This is a genomic window from Shewanella phaeophyticola, from assembly GCF_025398315.1.
Lineage (GTDB): Bacteria > Pseudomonadota > Gammaproteobacteria > Enterobacterales > Shewanellaceae > Shewanella > Shewanella phaeophyticola.
The window spans coordinates 2466931-2485267 of record NZ_JAODOQ010000001.1; the positions used below are offsets into that span (position 1 = coordinate 2466931).

General features: G+C 42.6%; 8 protein-coding genes and 4 pseudogenes. 8 read left to right on the forward strand and 4 right to left on the reverse strand.

Annotation, left to right across the window (positions count from 1 at the left end):
• Positions 1 to 97 precede the first annotated feature (97 nt).
• The 5 genes and pseudogenes from N4T56_RS11475 to pflA all read left to right on the forward strand — a co-directional run bounded on the left by N4T56_RS11475 (position 98) and on the right by pflA (position 6897).
• Positions 98 to 994 carry a LysR substrate-binding domain-containing protein gene (locus N4T56_RS11475; protein ID WP_261733312.1) on the forward strand — a complete coding sequence of 299 codons (897 nt, stop codon included), beginning with the start codon at positions 98 to 100 and terminating at the stop codon, positions 992 to 994.
• Between the two features lie 891 nt (positions 995 to 1885).
• Complete coding sequence (locus tag N4T56_RS11480; RefSeq protein ID WP_261733313.1) at positions 1886 to 2392, forward strand: DUF3360 domain-containing protein; 507 nt, start codon at positions 1886 to 1888, stop codon at positions 2390 to 2392.
• Positions 2295 to 3418, forward strand: a pseudogene (locus tag N4T56_RS11485) (DUF3360 family protein). Before N4T56_RS11480 ends, N4T56_RS11485 begins: the two are co-directional and overlap by 98 nt.
• Before the next feature lie 381 nt (positions 3419 to 3799).
• Positions 3800 to 6082 (forward strand): annotated as a pseudogene (gene pflB, locus N4T56_RS11490) (formate C-acetyltransferase).
• Positions 6083 to 6159: 77 nt separating this feature from the next.
• The gene (pflA, locus tag N4T56_RS11495) at positions 6160 to 6897 is read left to right on the forward strand and encodes a pyruvate formate lyase 1-activating protein (RefSeq protein WP_261733314.1); all 738 of its coding nucleotides are present in this window, start codon (positions 6160 to 6162) and stop codon (positions 6895 to 6897) included.
• A gap of 53 nt (positions 6898 to 6950) precedes the next feature.
• On the opposite strand, the gene yfbV is transcribed toward pflA, so the two are convergent.
• Positions 6951 to 7388 (reverse strand): terminus macrodomain insulation protein YfbV, encoded by a 438-nt coding sequence (yfbV, locus tag N4T56_RS11500; RefSeq protein WP_390904041.1) that lies wholly within the window; start codon positions 7386 to 7388, stop codon positions 6951 to 6953.
• Positions 7389 to 7614: 226 nt separating this feature from the next.
• Between yfbV and ackA the strand changes: the two genes are divergently transcribed.
• The 3 genes and pseudogenes from ackA to N4T56_RS11515 all read left to right on the forward strand — a co-directional run bounded on the left by ackA (position 7615) and on the right by N4T56_RS11515 (position 12127).
• Complete coding sequence (ackA, locus tag N4T56_RS11505; RefSeq protein WP_261733316.1) at positions 7615 to 8817, forward strand: acetate kinase; 1203 nt, start codon at positions 7615 to 7617, stop codon at positions 8815 to 8817.
• A gap of 53 nt (positions 8818 to 8870) precedes the next feature.
• Positions 8871 to 11020, forward strand: a pseudogene (gene pta / locus N4T56_RS11510) (phosphate acetyltransferase).
• 672 nt (positions 11021 to 11692) lie between these two features.
• Positions 11693 to 12127, forward strand: coding sequence for a hypothetical protein (locus N4T56_RS11515; RefSeq protein ID WP_390904118.1), 435 nt, complete (start codon positions 11693 to 11695; stop codon positions 12125 to 12127).
• A gap of 584 nt (positions 12128 to 12711) precedes the next feature.
• Here N4T56_RS11515 and hrpA read toward each other — a convergent pair.
• The 3 genes and pseudogenes from hrpA to N4T56_RS11530 form a co-directional block, all read right to left on the reverse strand.
• A pseudogene (gene hrpA, locus N4T56_RS11520) lies at positions 12712 to 16587 on the reverse strand (ATP-dependent RNA helicase HrpA).
• A 78-nt stretch (positions 16588 to 16665) separates the two neighbouring features.
• On the reverse strand, positions 16666 to 17082 hold the full coding sequence (locus tag N4T56_RS11525; protein WP_261733317.1) for a CBS domain-containing protein: 417 nt from the start codon (positions 17080 to 17082) through the stop codon (positions 16666 to 16668).
• Between the two features lie 141 nt (positions 17083 to 17223).
• A complete protein-coding gene (locus N4T56_RS11530) occupies positions 17224 to 18258 on the reverse strand; it encodes an isoaspartyl peptidase/L-asparaginase family protein (RefSeq protein WP_261733318.1) in 1035 nt (344 codons plus the stop codon).
• Between the last annotated feature and the right edge of the window lie 79 nt (positions 18259 to 18337).

The window sequence follows — 18337 nt, forward strand, 5'->3', positions numbered from 1 at the left end:
TGCTAACTGCGCCACAAAACCAGCAATTGCTACTATACCTCATCATAAAAATAGTCGAACATAACCACTTAAAAACTGATTTATCAATAGGTAACTTATGCACTATACACTTAAACAAATTGCAGTTTTCGATGCTGTAGCCAGCTTAGAAAGTGTCAGTGCGGCTGCAAAAAAGTTATCCATGAGCCAATCTGCGGTCAGCATGTCATTAAGCCAGCTAGAACATTTACTCGGGCGCCCATTGTTTATTCGTCAAGGTAACCGGCTTATTGTGAGTCATTGGAGTCAATGGCTACGGCCTAAAGCACAAAAACTGCTGCAAGATGCGCAACAAATTGCATTAGGGCTTCATCAACAGCATATTGTCAGCGGTACCGTAAAATTATGTTCAAGCCAAACGGCAGCGGAACACTTGTTACCCAGTCTTATCAGCAAAATCGATAATGACTTCCCTGAACTTAGGATAGAAATTGCCGTTGAAAATAGTGATCATGTTGCCAAAGAAGTGCTCGATTATCAATTTGATATCGGGGTCATTGAGGGGCGCATTGATGATAGCCGCTTACACCAGGAGCCCTGGGTAGATGATCGCCTCGTAGTGATAGCCTCACCTCATCACCCTTTTGCGTTAAGTCAGCAAACCAGTATCTCCCAGTTAGAGCAAGCAAAATGGGTGCTACGTGAACCTGGCGCAGGTACCAGACGTATTTTTGATGCAGCGATTCATGGTTTGATGGGCAAACTCAACGTGTGGAAAGAATACGAACAAGTGGGGTTATTAAAAGCATTGGTGAAAAATGGTGTCTATTTAAGTTGTCTGCCTTATTTTGATGTCGAAAAAGACATCGCGAGCGGTGAGCTAGTCATGTTAAGCACACCAGAACTGAACTTAAATCGAAACTTATCGTTTATTTGGCGTCACGACACGGGTGAAAACCCGCTAAGAGACTGCTTAATATCTGAAGCAAAACGAGTCGCTCGTAACATTTTATAATCTCTTCTTTCCTCAATGGGCTCCGATAAGAGCCCATAGATAAGTCCGTCAATGCGTTAACAGATAGCTTATCGACAAAAGCTATCGTATTAATAATCATCTCGATAATCATTATCTCGCACGCTCTTTCTACTGTTTAACCTCAATGATTCCACCCCGTACACCGCTACAGTCTCCCCCTTTAAAGACACGCCACAAAGGCATGCCCTAGCCGCTTTACTCTGCGTTAGCGCTATTTGAAAGGGAACGACCATGACGGTATAGCGATGCCTTAATCAAACGTCGTTGAACACATACTAAGTGGTCACTTATTAATGCGGATTGGTATTACCATCAATCACGAGCATGATAGTGTCATGTTTAGTGTTTCAGTTGTGCAATACCGAAATTTGCAAAAACGATTATTTGCTAAAAATAATGATGACCAAGATCGTTATCTTAAAAAATAGCCAACACCCCCACCCAAATATCAATCATTGTATATACTATTTATTATGGACTATCAAAAAAATTGATACTCTCTATTTTAGTACCCAAATTTGATGAATTTAAGGTGTGTTAACATCGTATTCTTGATCGTATTTTGCTGCCAACTTGTTAACCAGCTCCCAGTTCGAGCAATCAAAGCATCAACTTTATCGATACCAAGTGATGACATGCATCCCCTATGCTAAAATTCGTTAGGTAAATTGGTCTTACCAAGAAGAGTAAGCCGATAAATGGACATCTTTGCGGCAAATTTGAACAAAATTTCACCGTAAATAGATATAGTGACCCGAGCTCATAGGGCTCATTGGCTAGCTGACCTAATGGGCACCGCCATCACTCAATGGAACACACTCAACTTCATCAATTGATGAAATAACCTGTTCTTTTCGGAGAATGAGAAATATGTCAGAAACAGTCAGCAATTCAGAAACACCTAAAAAAGAAGCAAGCTACAGCGAACTTCACCGCCCTGCGAGTGAGTTTGAAACACGCGACGCCTACCTTGAAAACGAACTCAAAATCATGAAGCCAAGACGCTGGGGTCTTAACCTTCCTGGACGAGATTTTCGTTTTGAATGGGAAGACTTAGTCCCCGCCATTGCTGGTACCATCGGTATTACGGTGATGTACTCTGCGGTGATGGCGGCTTGGGCAGCAGGTCTCAGTGATAAATGGGATCATGTTAATCTAGGTGCTGAATTTGCCATTCAAATTGTTCGTGTTGAAATGCTTATCCCCGCATTACTATTTTGTATCATCAGCTCAGGTTTTATTAATCCTCGAGCTAACCTAGGCGGCAACCATGGCTACAATGATCCCGTTAATTGGTACCATTGCACTTGCAGGTGCTCACCCACTAGCCCTCGCTATCTTAATTGGTATATTTGGCTTACTGTTAAGTTACTTTAAAGGCGGTTCAAAACTGGTCAACCTTACCAGTAGTGGGGTTGCTGGCGGCTTGCTCGTGTTCTTGGGTTTTATGGGCGCAAAAAGCCAAATTGGCTCATTATTTGATTGGGCTGGCGGACTGCAAGCTAAGCATGCCTTAGATTACTCTTTAGGTTATGTAGCCTTTATTATTTTAGTGATTAACGTGGTAATTTACGCTGCGCTGGCTAAGTTTGGTAAACGTTGGTTAGCGATTCCGTTATGTTCAATTGCAGCAATTGCGCTGTCTTTCGGTTTAGGCGCAGGGCTTGACCTGCAATTCACTACAGCCCCTGGCATTCCTAACTTGAACCCTGTTTACTGGTGGGGTTCAACTGAACAAGGTTGGCAATTAGGCTTACCAGATATGGCTCATTTTATTGCTTCATTACCGTTTGCGATTTTAGCCGTTGCAATGTGGTCTCCTGACTTTTTAGGGCACCGTATTTTCCAAGAATTAAACTACCCTAGAGGCGCAGAGAAAGTCCTAATGGATGTCGATGACACCATGACGACCTGTTCAGTTAGACAAATGGTTGGGACAGCTGTAGGTGGAGGTAACATCACTTCATCTTGGGGAACATACATGATCCCTGCAGCCATCGCTAAGCGCCCTATTCCTGCAGGAGCCATCCTACTGGGTAGCTTATGTATCATTGTAGCCATTGTGGGCTATCCAATGGATATCACTGTATGGCGCCCTGTTATGTCTATCGCGTTACTTGTGGGGGTATTTTTACCTTTGCTTGAAGCCGGCTTACAAATGGTAAAAGACACCACAAGCTCACAAGCAGCTGGTATCTGTATCTTCGCAGCATTTGTGGCAAACCCAGTGCTGGCGTGGTATTAACCATGCTACTTGATAACAATGGTTTAATTGGTGATAAAGAACGTCCTAAGACATTATCATTTGCTGACCGTATCGTTATTCCGGGTCTTGCGTTTGTGATTTGTTTAGCCGCCATGCTAGCCGTTGGGATGATTGAAGGTATTCCAGCGCTGCTATAATGAGTCTATGTTATAAAATCGTAAAAAAAGCGAAGCCCACAGGTTTCGCTTTTTTTTGATATTGACTGACACCAAATAACAAAAAGATATGCTATGCAGTTAACACTTTTGCCAATCAATTAACGAATTATACCGATAACACCAAATTCTTGTGCTATTATTAACACATGGATAAATGGTCTTACCAATTTAAACCATTAGCCGGTTACTACATCTGAAGCGTCATTAAGTGAGTTAGGTACACAAGTTGCCAAGAATGTCGCAGAAGCGGTAAACGACTCAGTCTAGCGAATCTCCTAGACAAGAATGCAAACACTCAACGGATAGGTAAGCAATTTTACTCGCATCTAGCCGTAGTTAATCAACCAGAGGGTTAAGTAAATGACAGATAAAACCGAACTATTTGCCAACGCGTGGGAAGGTTTCGTAGCAGGCGATTGGAAAACAGAAGTAAACGTACGTGACTTTATCCAAAAGAACTACACGCCTTATGAGGGTGATGAATCATTTTTAGCTGGTGCTACCGTTGCCACTTTATCTCTATGGGATAAAGTGATGGAAAATATCAAGTTAGAAAACCAAACTCACGCTCCTGTCGATTTTGACACTGAGTTAGTGTCAACCATTACGTCTCACGATGCGGGTTATATCAACAAAGATCTTGAAACAATCGTTGGTTTACAAACTGACGCACCATTAAAGCGTGCAATGTTACCTAACGGTGGTATTCGCATGGTTGAAGGTTCTTGCCAAGCTTATGGCCGTGAACTTGATAAAGACATTCAATACACCTATTCAGAATTACGTAAAACTCATAACCAGGGCGTATTTGATGTTTACACCCCTGAAATTATGGCTTGTCGTAAATCAGGCATATTAACTGGTTTACCTGATGCTTACGGCCGTGGCCGTATTATTGGTGACTACCGTCGTATCGCGTTATACGGTATCGACTACCTAATGAAAGATAAGTTTAACCAATTCTCTTCGCTTCAATCACAAATGGAAGCGGGTGATGACTTATCAAGCGTCATTCAATTACGTGAAGAAATTGCAGAACAACATCGCGCATTAGCACAAATGAAAACCATGGCAGCTAAATATGGTTGCGATATCTCTGTTCCTGCTAAAACCGCTAAAGAAGCTATCCAGTGGACTTACTTCGGCTACCTAGCTGCAGTGAAAAGCCAAAACGGCGCGGCAATGTCTTTAGGCCGTACTTCAACGTTCATCGATATCTTTATCGAGCGAGACCTTAAAAGTGGCTTAATCACTGAAGAACAAGCACAAGAAATGGTTGACCATTTCGTTATGAAACTTCGTATGGTTCGTTTCTTACGTACCCCTGAATACGATGAGTTATTCTCTGGCGACCCAATCTGGGCAACAGAATCAATGGCCGGTATGGGTGTTGATGGTCGTACATTGGTGACTAAATCAAGCTTCCGTTACTTACATACGTTATACAACATGGGTGCAAGCCCAGAGCCAAACATCACAGTACTATGGTCAACTCAGTTACCACAAGCGTTTAAAAACTACTGTGCAAAAGTATCAATTGATACAAGCTCTATTCAGTATGAAAACGATGACCTAATGCGTAATGACTTTGAGTCTGACGATTACGCAATCGCATGTTGTGTAAGCCCTATGGTTGTTGGCAAACACATGCAGTTCTTCGGTGCTCGTGCAAACTTAGCCAAAACTATGCTTTATGCTATCAATGGCGGTGTTGACGAAAAACTGAAAAAACAAATCGCACCAAAAGCAGACGCAATTACCGCTGACGTACTTGAATTTGATGACGTAATGTCTCGTTTAGACGGCTTAATGGATTGGTTAGCAACTCAATATGTCACAGCACTTAATGCAATCCACTTTATGCATGACAAGTATTCTTACGAATCAGCACTAATGGCACTGCATGACCGTGACGTTCGCCGTACTATGGCTTGTGGTATTGCAGGCTTATCAATTGCTGCGGATTCATTATCTGCCATTAAATTTGCTAAAGTGAAGCCTGTCCGTGATGAAGACGGCATTGCAGTTGATTTTGACATTGAAGGCGATTATCCAAAATTTGGTAATAACGACCCACGTGTTGATGACATTGCTTGCGACTTAGTTGAACGCTTTATGGCAAAAATTCGCGATAAGAAAATGTATCGCAACGCCGTACCGACTCAGTCAATCTTAACCATTACCTCTAACGTGGTTTATGGTAAGAAAACAGGTAATACACCAGACGGTCGTCGTTCAGGCGCGCCATTTGCTCCAGGTGCAAACCCAATGCATGGTCGTGATGAAAACGGTGCAATCGCATCACTCACTTCAGTAGCTAAACTGCCATTTGCTCACGCACAAGACGGTATTTCTTATACCTTCTCAATTGTGCCAAATGCACTAGGTAAAGATGACACAGGTCGTCGCTCTAACTTAGCGTCACTCATGGACGGTTACTTCCTAAGTAAACCAAACCGTGAAGGTGGTCAGCACTTAAACGTGAACGTGATGAACCGTGAGAATGCTTGAAGATGCAATTGTGAATCCAGATAAATATCCACAATTAACCATCCGTGTATCAGGTTACGCAGTACCTTTAATGCTCTGACCCCTGAGCAACAGCAAGACGTAATCACACGTACTTTCACTAAAGGTCTGTAGTCTCTGCTAAAATTGGCTGTATCGAAGAATAACCATTCTTGATACAGCCTTTTTTTATCAACACATAAGGAACTTCAATGACACTAGGTCGTATTCATTCAGTGGAATCATTTGGCACAGTCGATGGTGCAGGCATCCGCTATATCGCGTTTATGCAAGGGTGCTTAATGCGCTGCCAATATTGCCATAATCGTGATACATGGGATCTAGATGGCGGCAAATTAATGTCTGTTGACGACATTATGAGCCAAGTGAGTTCTTACCAACCTTTTCTGGAAGCCAGCGGTGGCGGCCTTACGGCCAGCGGTGGTGAAGCCATACTGCAAGCACAATTTGTCAGTGAACTGTTCAAAGCGTGTAAAAGCCAAGGTATTCACACCTGCTTAGACACCAATGGCTTTGTGCGTAAATACGAACCTGTTATTGATGAACTACTCGACAATACCGATCTTGTGTTACTTGATATCAAGCAAATGGATGATGCAAAACACATCGACTTAACTAAAGTCAGTAATCAGCGCACCTTACAATTTGCTCAATACCTCGCTAAAAAAGGAGTACGCACTTGGATCCGTTATGTTGTTGTGGCGGGCTTTACCGAAGATGTTGAGTCAGCAATTGCATTAGCAGACTTTATAAAACCGATGCAAAATGTCGAAAAAGTTGAATTACTGCCCTATCACGCCCTTGGTGAACACAAGTGGCAAGCCTTTGGTGAAGACTACGCATTGGCGAATGTTCAAGCACCAAGTTCAGAAACCATGCAGCAACTGCAACAAGTGTTTTTAGAACGGGGCATAAAAGCAACATACTAAACCAGAATACGGCCTTTTACGCTAAATTAGCGACCGTTTAACTACAGGATAAATTATAATTCATCCCAGTAACTTCGGTCTAAACGTTCAAAGGCCAATTTTAAGATGGCGGCCATGTCTAAATAACAAGCCCTGGCGCCAAGAGGTTGGCAAGCAATACCCATTTCAGTCAAAGTCGAACTGAGTTGGTTGCCCCAATCGAATAAAGACAATGGCAAAGGGTGGCGAGCGCGCCAACCAAGCCACAGCAAACCTTGAATAGGCAAGCTGATAAAAAATAACAATATAGTGATAGCTTGCGGTAAAAAGTCCCAGCCCAATACATAAAGCTGACTTGCCGCGGCAATTAAGCCCAAAATAGGCATCACAATAATGGTTAATTGCGTCGCTTTGACAACACGATATTCAGGGAAATATAACCCTAGTTGTCGCACCATTGGCCAGGTCTTCATATAACGACGACCATCAGCAAATAAAGTAAGCAAATTCATGTTCAATATGGGTACCTAAACGGCCTAGTACATGGGTTTAACATTAGCATAATACAGTGTATTGACCAAAATACACTCGTGAATGAACCGCTATACTGAGTATTTCATATATAGCGGCCAGTTCAACCGGTTTACCCAAGTGTAATGTTTATGAATGAATATAAACCTTAACCGAAATGGACTTTTTACAATTTAATTTAGTTTCATTGACTTAGAAGGCGTTAACATGTCAGACAAATTAGTACTCGTACTCAACTGCGGTAGTTCATCATTAAAATTTGCCATCATTGATGCTCAAACAGGCGATGAACAAATTTCAGGTCTTGCGGAATGTTTTGGTTTAGAAGATTCTCGCATTAAGTGGAAATTCAATGGCGGCAAAAATGAAGCCAAGCTTGGCGCATTTACCGCGCACCGTGAAGCGGTCGAGTTTATTGTAAATAACATCTTAGGTGCTCAGCCACAACTTGCGGCTCAAATTAAGGCCATTGGCCACCGTATCGTACATGGCGGCGAAAAATTCACTCGATCTGTGATCATTACACCTGAAGTTATCCAAGGCATTGAAGACTGTGCTTCATTAGCGCCTTTGCATAACCCTGCTCATTTAATTGGTATCCGTGCAGCGATTGCATCATTCCCAACATTACCGCAAGTTGCTGTGTTTGATACTGCTTTTCATCAGTCAATGCCTGAAAAAGCTTATGTTTATGCCCTACCTTACAAATTATATCGTGAGCATGGCATCCGCCGTTACGGCATGCACGGTACTAGCCACTTATTTGTTAGCCGTGAAGCAGCAAAAGTATTAGGCAAAGAATTAGCCGACACTAACGTTATTTGTGCTCACCTAGGTAACGGTGCATCTGTTACTGCTATCAAAGGTGGTAAAAGTGTCGATACTTCAATGGGCTTAACCCCATTAGAAGGCCTAGTCATGGGGACACGTTGTGGTGATTTAGACCCATCAATCATTTTCCATTTAGTGAAGCAACTTGGTTACACTCTTGATGAAGTGAATAACCTACTGAACAAGCAAAGTGGCTTATTGGGTATTTCTGAATTAACCAATGACTGTCGCGGCATTGAAGAAGGCTATCAAGACGGCCATAAAGGCGCCACATTAGCATTAGAAATCTTTTGCTACAGATTGGCTAAATATATCGCCTCTTACACAGTACCACTCGGCCGTTTAGACGCCATTATCTTTACTGGCGGCATCGGTGAGAACTCAGATCTTATTCGCGAAAAAGTACTTAACCTTCTAGAAATCTTTAACTTTGAAGTTGATGACACTTTGAACAAAGCCGCACGTTTTGGTCAAGAAGGCGTGATCACTAAACCTGGTAGTCCTGTCGCAATGGTTATCCCAACCAATGAAGAATGGGTTATTGCAGAAGACGCAATGAAATTAGTGACAGCAAAGTAAGACACTTACTTTTTGATTAATTCACATGATTAACACAAATTTAAGAGGTCAACATGTCTCGTAATATTATGCTTATTCCCATTGGTATTGGAGTGGGATTAACATCGTTAAGTTTAGGTATGGTTCGTGCGCTCGAACGCAAAGGCGTTAAAGTACAATTTTTTAAGCCTATCGCCCAAATTCGTCCTGGCGATAATGGTTCCGAGCGCTCAACCACTATTTTAAGTACATCGCCAACGGTTAACCCATTAGAGCCGTTTAGCATGGCTCACGCTGAAACGCTAATTCGTGCAGAGCAATTAGATGTATTAATGGAGCAAATTATTGCTCGTGCTGCTGAATGTGCCAGCAACACTGAAACCTTAGTAGTTGAAGGTTTAGTGCCAACGCGAAGCCACCCGTTTGCTGACGACATTAACTATGAAATAGCTAAAGCACTTGATGCTGACGTTATCTTTATCGCTACACCGGGTAACGATACCCCAAATGCCTTAATGAACCGTCTTGAAATTGCTCACAATTCATGGGGCGGCCAAAAAAATAAACGTCTTATTGGCGCCATTATTAATAAAATTGGTGCGCCTGTTGATGAAGAAGGTCGCACTCGCCCAGATTTATCTGAAGTGTTCGACGACCAACAACCTCAAGCAATTGACAGCTCCGGTATGTTCCAATTACCGGGTAAAAGCCCGCTGCGCATTTTAGGTAGCGTGCCTTACAATTTAGAGCTTATTTCACCAAGAGCATCTGATTTAGCTAAGCATTTAAATGCAAAAATCATCAATGCTGGTGAAATGCACACTCGTCGTATGCGCCGTGTAACCTTCTGTGCACGTAGCATTCCAAACATGTTGACTCACTTTAAAGCTAACTCTTTACTTGTGACATCTGGTGATCGTTCAGATGTGATCGTATCAGCCTGTTTAGCAGCGATGAACGGGGTAAAAATTGGTGCCTTGCTTCTGACTGGTGGTTATCAGCCAGAGCCAGAAATCATGAAATTGTGTGAGCAGTCTTTTGAAACGGGTTTACCGGTATTTTTGATTGATACAAATACTTGGCAAACATCACTTAATATTCACCGTTTCGACCACGAAGTGCCAGTTGATGATGCTGTACGTATTGAACGTGTACAAGAATACGTTGCCAGCCACATTGATCAAACATGGATTGAAAGTGTGACTCAAGATTCGCCTCGCGAACACCGCTTGTCACCACCAGCATTCCGTTACAAGTTAACTGAACTTGCACGTGCAGCACGTAAAACCATCGTACTACCTGAAGGTGAAGAGCCAAGAACCGTTAAAGCTGCTGCCATCTGTGCTGAACGCGGTATTGCTCGTTGTGTGCTTCTTGGTAACCGTGAAGAAATCTTGCGTATCGCATCACAACAAGATGTCGTGCTTGGTGATGGCATTGAGATTATTGAACCAGAAACCGTTCGCGAAAAATACGTCGAGCCTATGCTTGAGCTACGTCGCAGCAAAGGCTTAACTGAAGTGGTAGCGCGCGAACAACTTGGAGACAACATGGTATTGGGTACCATGATGTTGTCAGAAAATGAAGTTGACGGCATTGTGTCTGGTGCTGTAAATACAACGGCTCATACGATTCGTCCTCCATTGCAATTAATTAAAACTGCACCTGGTTCAAGCCTAGTATCGTCAATCTTCTTCATGTTAATGCCTGATCAAGTACTCGTTTACGGTGATTGTGCAATTAACCCAGACCCTAATGCTGAACAGCTTGCCGATATTGCTATTCAATCAGCAGAATCAGCGCAAGCATTTGGTATTGAGCCACGCGTTGCCATGATCAGTTACTCTACCGGTAACTCTGGTACGGGTTCTGATGTAGACAAGGTGCGTGAAGCGACACGTATTGCTAAAGAAAAGCGCCCTGATTTAATTATTGATGGCACCATTACAATACGATGCGGCAGTCATGCCAAACGTTGCTCAGTCTAAAGCGCCTAATAGCCCTGTAGCAGGTAAAGCAACGGTATTTGTGTTCCCTGATTTAAACACAGGTAACACAACATACAAAGCGGTACAACGTAGTGCAGACTTAATCAGTATTGGCTACAATGTTGCAAGGCATGGCCAAGCCAGTTAATGATTTGTCTCGTGGCGCATTGGTTGATGATATTGTTTACACCATTGCGTTAACGGCCATTCAGGCATCGCAAAACAGCAACAAGTAACGATTCATTCCCTAGGGGTAAATCGCACCAACAAAAAAGCACTGATTCAATATCAGTGCTTTTTTCTATCAGTGACAATTTAGAACGTATCGCGGATTTTACGGGGTTAGTGAAGAAAATGACGGAGAACTACAGAAGAGGCACTTTTTAACCGCAAAAAAAACGGAAACGTTTACAGTGAGTTACGTAAACAACTCACAGTCATCAACAAACTTGTCCACAGATTCTGTGGATAACATTCGCTTTTGTGACGCCTGTGATCGTTATAAAACTACAACGACAAGCATCAACAAAATATAGATAGTTTTTACAGTATTTACACTGCGATCAAATATGATCTAATTAACTAATATAGTTATGTATGACATGCGTTGTTTGAATCGTCAAGTAAATCAGCCTGTATCTCTTTAAAATAGTGATTAACTGCGCAAAATATAACTAAGCCGCGTTTTAATTACACAAATACACCTGTTAATTTGAGTGTCGTTAATACAATAATGTGTAACTGAACTTCAACTCAATGATGTTCTGTCTACTATGGCTAAGTTTTACTCATTCAAAATAATAAAACGATTACCAACCTTGTCAGTGCCGTGATAAATCGTAATACTAGGTTAAAATATAAAAGTTAAAATACTGAGTTGTCATAAGCTTATGTTAAAAATAAACCCAATTAAATTTATTGCCTTACTGTTATTAATGTTTGCTAGCGGGTGTGAGCAATCGGCTGAAAATGGCCAACCTAAACTCACCCCAGAACAAGTCTCACTGGGATTTTTTCAAGCCATTTACATCGACAAAGATGTACAGAAAGCCAAACAGTTTGTGGCCGCTGATATTGCAGAGGTGATGGATCATTACCATATTGCTTCTGCCGTGCAGCGCCATGTCCTCGGGTTATCGATGAAACAAGTCACTATGTCGATTGATGAAATTGATATCGACTTTTTCCGAAAATTTACTGACGATGTTACCGTTGTGGTTAAAATGGAAGGATTAAAAGGTGGTCGAAAGTGGATAGACGATCGCACAATCCGTTTACACAAAAAAGGCAACTCTTGGGTGATTGTTGAGATCCTACCTGAAAAAGGCAGAATAGAAGGTTAACATTACAAGTTAACCAAATAGTTTAATTAAAAAATAACCAATAAAAATAGCAGCCTAGGCTGCTATTTTTATTTCTGTGTCGCGGAGTATTTAATGTGCTGGTATTGATACCGTGGCATTAATATGCTCGTTCAAACATCTTATTCTTCGTCAGAAGGTAAAGACTCTAACACGTCATCTTTTACTTGGTAATAAGCATTTTCGTATTCATGAACTTCCATAATCACTCCAGTATTTCTAGGTCGTAGGGGGAGAAGGCCTGTCTTATTTTATTCACTGATTTGTGTACCTCTCAATACACAATATCGATGTGAGGGATGACATTTACCTTACACAGAGAAGAGTTCCAATCACTTTCTTCTGCTGGCGATTATAGCAATACTCCATTCGGTTTCAAACAGGGAATTACAGAAAACTTTCAGTTTTGTACGCTTTTTTAATCAATTTTAGTAGAAAACACTGTTTTGCGATAAAAATAATGAAAGGCTTTCAAAAAAAATAACACACCCATGCGAACATCGGTGTGTTATCGAGAGTACAAAACAGAAGTGTCTAATGACTGAGTAAATGAAAATCGCAGAGACTTATACTTGGTTAATGTGATTTAAAATCCGCTTTTCTGAAATTGGATATGCAGTACCCAACACCTGTGCAAAACATGAAACCCGGTACTCTTCAATCATCCAACGAGCCTCTATTAACGCTTGTGGCATGGGCTGTGATTTAGGCACTTTAGCCGACTGTGCTGTTAATGCATCTTGTACTTTACTGATACTGTGCATATGCAGCCGGTCGCGAGTTGGATCAACCGGCAATTTATCTAACCTGTTTTCAATCGCTTTGAGATAGCGCGCCACATCGGTTAGGCGTTGCCAGCCACAATCTTCAACAAACCCTTTGTACACTAGGCTGTCTAGTTGCGTTTGAATGTCACTCATGGCAAAAGCAATGTCTAAACTAATTTTGCCTTTTAAGCGTTTTTTTATTCGCTGATAAATCGTCAGCACTTGCTCAACGTTTAAGGCGATTTGCTCAGCGGTGGGATTGAGTTCCTGGCGCACCCACTCTTTGGCTTGCTCAAATTGTGCTTCATTACGGATATCTAATTGCTTTTGATCGAGTAACTGCTGCACTGCCGCATTGATAATATCTTCAATCAGTATTTGCACTTGGCCAAACGGGTTAAAGTACATGGCCAATTTGGCTTTATTCGGTAGCGCTTTTTGTAAGTGCTTAACTGGCGACGGAATATTGATTAACAACAACCGGCGTAAGCCCACTCGATGATGACGCAAGGCTTCATGCTCATCATCAAACAGCTTAATTGACACGTCGGTTTTGTTATCGATAAGAGCCGGATAGGCTTTAACCTCGTAGTTGCCTTTACGTTGCTGATATTGCACCGGCAAGTCACCAAATGTCCAACGGGTAATCGCTTGCTGTTCAATGCCTTTGTCTGCCACCTTACGGATAGCTTTGGCTACTACACCTTGCAACTGCCCTTTAAGCGCTTCTAAATCTCGCCCTTGCGCCACTAGGCGACCTTTATCATCTTCAATCTTAAAGTTCATTTTAAGATGTTCAGTGATTTGGGTTAAATCAAAATCGTCCGCTGAAATCCGTACGCCACTCATGCGCAGTAATTGCTTGCACATTGATTCAATCATGGGCAGCTCAAATGGCTTCATTGCTTGATAACAAGCACGGGCATAATCTGGTGCGGGCACAAAATTACGGCGTAAATTTTTCGGTAATGACTTAATTAAAGCCACAAGCTTTTCTTCACGCAATCCTGGTACTAACCAATCAAAATCATTGTCATCAATTTGATTAATCAGCGCCACAGGAATGTGCACCGATACGCCATCATCAACATTACCCGGCTCAAAATGGTAACTGACTTTTAATGCTAAATTAGCTTTGTGCCACACTTCAGGAAAATCCAACGCCGAAATATGATCGGCACTGCGCTGCATCAACAGAGCACTGGCTGTAATCTAATAAGTCAGGAGTGAGTTGACGAGCTTTTTTCCACCAGGCAAAAAACAATGGTGCGTTATAAATACCGGCAGGGATCAGCGGTTCGTAAAAGTCCACCAGCACTTGTTCATCCACCAAAATGTCACGGCGACGCGACTTATGCTCAAGTGATTCGATGTCGTTAAGCAGTTTTTGGTTATTAACAAAAAAGGCCTCTTTGGTTTGTAACTGCCCTTCTGCTAATGCACTACGAATAAAAATCTCACGCGCCTCGACAGCATCGATTGAGCTATATTGCACCCGGCGACGATTAACGATGGTCAAGCCGTATAGCACCTGGTTTTCAAGCGCGACAACACTGCCAGCTTTTGCTTCAAAATGCGGTTCTAGGTAGTTCTTTTTCACTAAATGGGCCGCTAAAGATTCCGCCCATTCAGGTTCTATTTTAGCGCAGCAACGAGCAAACAAACGCGATGTTTCGGTGAGCTCGGCGGCCATAATCCATTTAGAGCCTTTTTTGGCTAAAGGCGAGCCTGGGAACACAAAGAACTTACGGTTACGAGCACCTAAATACTCGTTATTGTCACCTTTAAAGCCAATGTGGCTTAATAAGCCAGACAACAAGGCTTTATGTAATTGCTCATAACTAGCTGCATTGTCATTCACGCGCCATTTAAGCTCGTGTACCGCTTGTTTGACCTGGGTGTATAAATCTTGCCATTCACGCACGCGTAAATATGCTAAGTATTCATCGCGACACTGCTTTCTAAATTGACTGGCCGACAACTCATGCTTTTGATCTTTGACGTGATCCCAAAGCTTTACCCAGCTGACAAAGTCTGAGTCCTTATCGGCATAACGGCGGTGACACTCATCGGCGGCTTGCTTTTTATCTATGGGACGCTCACGGGGATCTTGAATCGACAATCCAGAGGTAATCACTAATGCTTCATGCAAACAGCCTTGCTTATTGGCTTCGATTACCATTCGGGCTAACCGAGGGTCGAGTGGGATTTTGGCTAAGTCTTTACCCAATGGGGTGAGCACTAAATCGTTGCGCTGCTTTTTAACGGCTTGCAATTCTTCAAGCAATAGAAAGCCATCGCGAATATGTTTTTGATCTGGCGGCTGAATAAACGGAAAACCGCCAATGTCACCTAGGCCAATCGCCAGCATTTGCAAAATAACCGAAGCTAGGTTGGTGCGCAGTATTTCAGGGTCGGTAAATTCAGGCCGTTGAATAAAGTCCATTTCATCATAAAGACGAATACAAATACCCGGCTTCAACACGGCCACAACGACCTTGACGCTGATTGGCACTTGCTTGAGATATCGGTTCAATTGGCAAGCGCTGTACCTTAGTGCGGTAGCTATAACGACTAATACGTGCGGTACCAGGGTCAATGACATAGCGAATGCCAGGCACAGTTAATGAGGTTTCAGCGACGTTGGTAGCCAACACAATGCGGCGACCAATATGGCTTTTAAACACTTTAGACTGTTCGCCGTAAGACAGGCGCGCATATAAAGGTAGAATTTCAGTGTCGCGATATTGCTGTTTACGCAGTAAATCAGCGGTGTCACGAATTTCGCGTTCACCGTTCATAAATATCAAAATATCGCCGGGGCCTTCAGCGATTAATTCATCGACCGCAGCAAAAATGCCGTCGCTGACATCTAAATCAGCGTCATTATCACGTACCAGTGGCCGGTATCGGGTTTCTACTGCATAGGTACGGCCTGATACTTCAATAACCGGAGCATGATTAAAATGCTTAGAAAAACGATCAACATCGATGGTTGCCGAGGTAATAATGACTTTCAAATCAGGGCGTTTTTTCAGTACTTGTTTTAGATAGCCTAAGATAAAATCAATGTTAAGACTGCGCTCATGGGCTTCATCGATAATGATGGCGTCATATTGATTTAAAAAACGATCTGAAGTGAGCTCCGCCAGCAAGATACCGTCAGTCATCAATTTTACATAGCTGTTATCGCTAATGGCATCGGCAAAGCGGACCTTAAAACCAACCACTTCACCTAATGGGCTATTAAGCTCATCGGCAACACGGTTCGCAACACTTCGAGCCGCTAAACGGCGTGGTTGAGTGTGCCCAATAAGGCCGCGCGTCCCTAAACCTAATTCTAAGCAGATTTTAGGTAACTGAGTGGTTTTACCCGACCCCGTTTCACCCGCGACAATCACCACTTGGTTATTGGCAATAGCAGAGGCAATGTCTTCGCGCTTTTGCGAGACAGGCAGTTCGTCTGGGTAGCTAACAGCAGGTCTTGCTTGCAAACGTTGCTGCACTTTGGCGTAGGCTTTTTTAGCCTCTTCGGTAAGTTGCGCTAACGTTTGAGATTTTTTCAGACTCGGCTTCTTTATTAATACGAAATAAGCGACGACGGATTTTAGCCGCATCGGTTTGATAACAAAGATTGAGATACGCCTTAGAGAGCGGGTGAAGGTCCGAATTCAAATCTGATTCCCTTGCTTACATCGAAAAAAAGCGATCCTAGCAAGGAAAACAGCATAATGGTATTGATTTTGATGATTGTTATGCCGGAGTGAGATAACACTGTTGCATATAGGTATTCATGGCGTTAAGTACATTGGTGCGATTAATGGTACCAATGACTTTCCCACTGCTTACTACTGGGTATATTTTAGGTTTAGCACCGAGCATTTGCTCCGCTAATTGTAAAATACTGTCGTCGGGCGCAACAGATAACACCGGACTTTTCATGCAATCTTCAACAATACTGGTCATATCGCAGTGGTAGCTACTTTTTAACATCACCGCTAAACAATCTTGTTGCGATAAAAAGCCCACTAATTCGCCCTTTGCATCTACAACCGGTGCACCACTTTTATTGTGTGTAAGCAGTTGCTCAACCGCAATGGCTAACGACATATTTTTAGTGAGTAAAACAGGACGTCTATCCATGTGTTCTTTAATTTTAATCGAATCCATATAACCCCCAAAATGCACAACAATTGGTGTACATATCAACCTAAAAAGCATATCGATTAAAATCGATATGCTTTAAGTCTAGTCAAGAATAATTATCTGGACAGTAAATTTAACCGATTAACTTAATCGGTTAAAAAACAATTAGTTTTCGCGCCATATCATAACCTTGGCGTCCTGCCCCTCATGGCGAGTGGCACGGTACATTCCCTGGGTATTAAATGGCGTTGCAATGTTACCTTGTTGATCAATAGCGATAACCCCACCAGTGCCACCAGCAGTCACTAAGGTCTGATTAATCACCTCGTCTGAGGCTTGGATAATGGTTTTTTGTTGGTATTTTACTTTTGCGCAAATATCGCCAGCCACTTGGTAACGTATAAAGTATTCCCCATGTCCAGTTGCAGATACCGCACAAACGCCATTTTCAGCATAAGTGCCCGCGCCAATGACCGGTGAATCACCGATACGGCCAAAGCGCTTGGCGGTCATGCCACCGGTTGACGTCCCAGCCGCTAAATTCCCCTTTTTATCAAGCGCTACTGCGCCAACCGTGCCGTATTTATAATTGGCTTTTAATTGATTAACCGACGCTTGATAATCGCCACCATTAGCTTGTTCAGCCTTAATAATACTGTCTTTAGCGTCAAGTAATTGTGAGTAGCGATGTGCAGTATCAAAATGGCGATTGGGCACCAAACTAAATTGTTGGGTTAACGCAAACTCCTCAGCCCCCTCGCCATACAACATGACATGGGGTGATTGATGCATAACCGATATGGCTAAATCGATCGGATTTTTAATGTGCTTTACGCCTGCAACGGCACCGGCATTCATGCTGTTACCGTCCATAATAGAAGCGTCAAGTTCATGGCCACCATCAAAGGTATACACAGCGCCAAGGCCGGCGTTAAATAATGGACTATTCTCTAAAGTGTTAATGGCTGCTTTTACTGCATCAACACTGTCTCCCCCCTGCTCTAAAACTTGGTAACCGCGATTAACTGCCTCTGTCAGCTTGTCGCGATAGGCTTGTTGTTGTTCTGCGGTCATGTTCGCAGCGTTTATGGTGCCTGCACCGCCATGAATGGCGATGGTGATCGGGCTTTGTTCTTGAGCAAGTGCGTTGTTAGCGCTAAGCCCTAAACATAAGGCAAAGGTTAAATATAATTTATTCATGATCGGCAAGTCCTTGAAACACGTATATCTTTGTAACCATTTATCTGAGTTATTACAATGATATTGTTGCGAGTTTTCA

Bases quoted from the DNA above. Each gene is read 5' to 3' on its own strand.
- pflA (WP_261733314.1), top strand. From the start codon at position 6,160: ATGACACTAGGTCGTATTCATTCAGTGGAATCATTTGGCACAGTCGAT.
- yfbV (WP_390904041.1), bottom strand. From the start codon at position 7,388: ATGAATTTGCTTACTTTATTTGCTGATGGTCGTCGTTATATGAAGACC.
- N4T56_RS11525 (WP_261733317.1), bottom strand. From the start codon at position 17,082: ATGGATTCGATTAAAATTAAAGAACACATGGATAGACGTCCTGTTTTA.
- N4T56_RS11480 (WP_261733313.1), top strand. From the start codon at position 1,886: ATGTCAGAAACAGTCAGCAATTCAGAAACACCTAAAAAAGAAGCAAGC.
- N4T56_RS11475 (WP_261733312.1), top strand. From the start codon at position 98: ATGCACTATACACTTAAACAAATTGCAGTTTTCGATGCTGTAGCCAGC.
- ackA (WP_261733316.1), top strand. From the start codon at position 7,615: ATGTCAGACAAATTAGTACTCGTACTCAACTGCGGTAGTTCATCATTA.
- N4T56_RS11530 (WP_261733318.1), bottom strand. From the start codon at position 18,258: ATGAATAAATTATATTTAACCTTTGCCTTATGTTTAGGGCTTAGCGCT.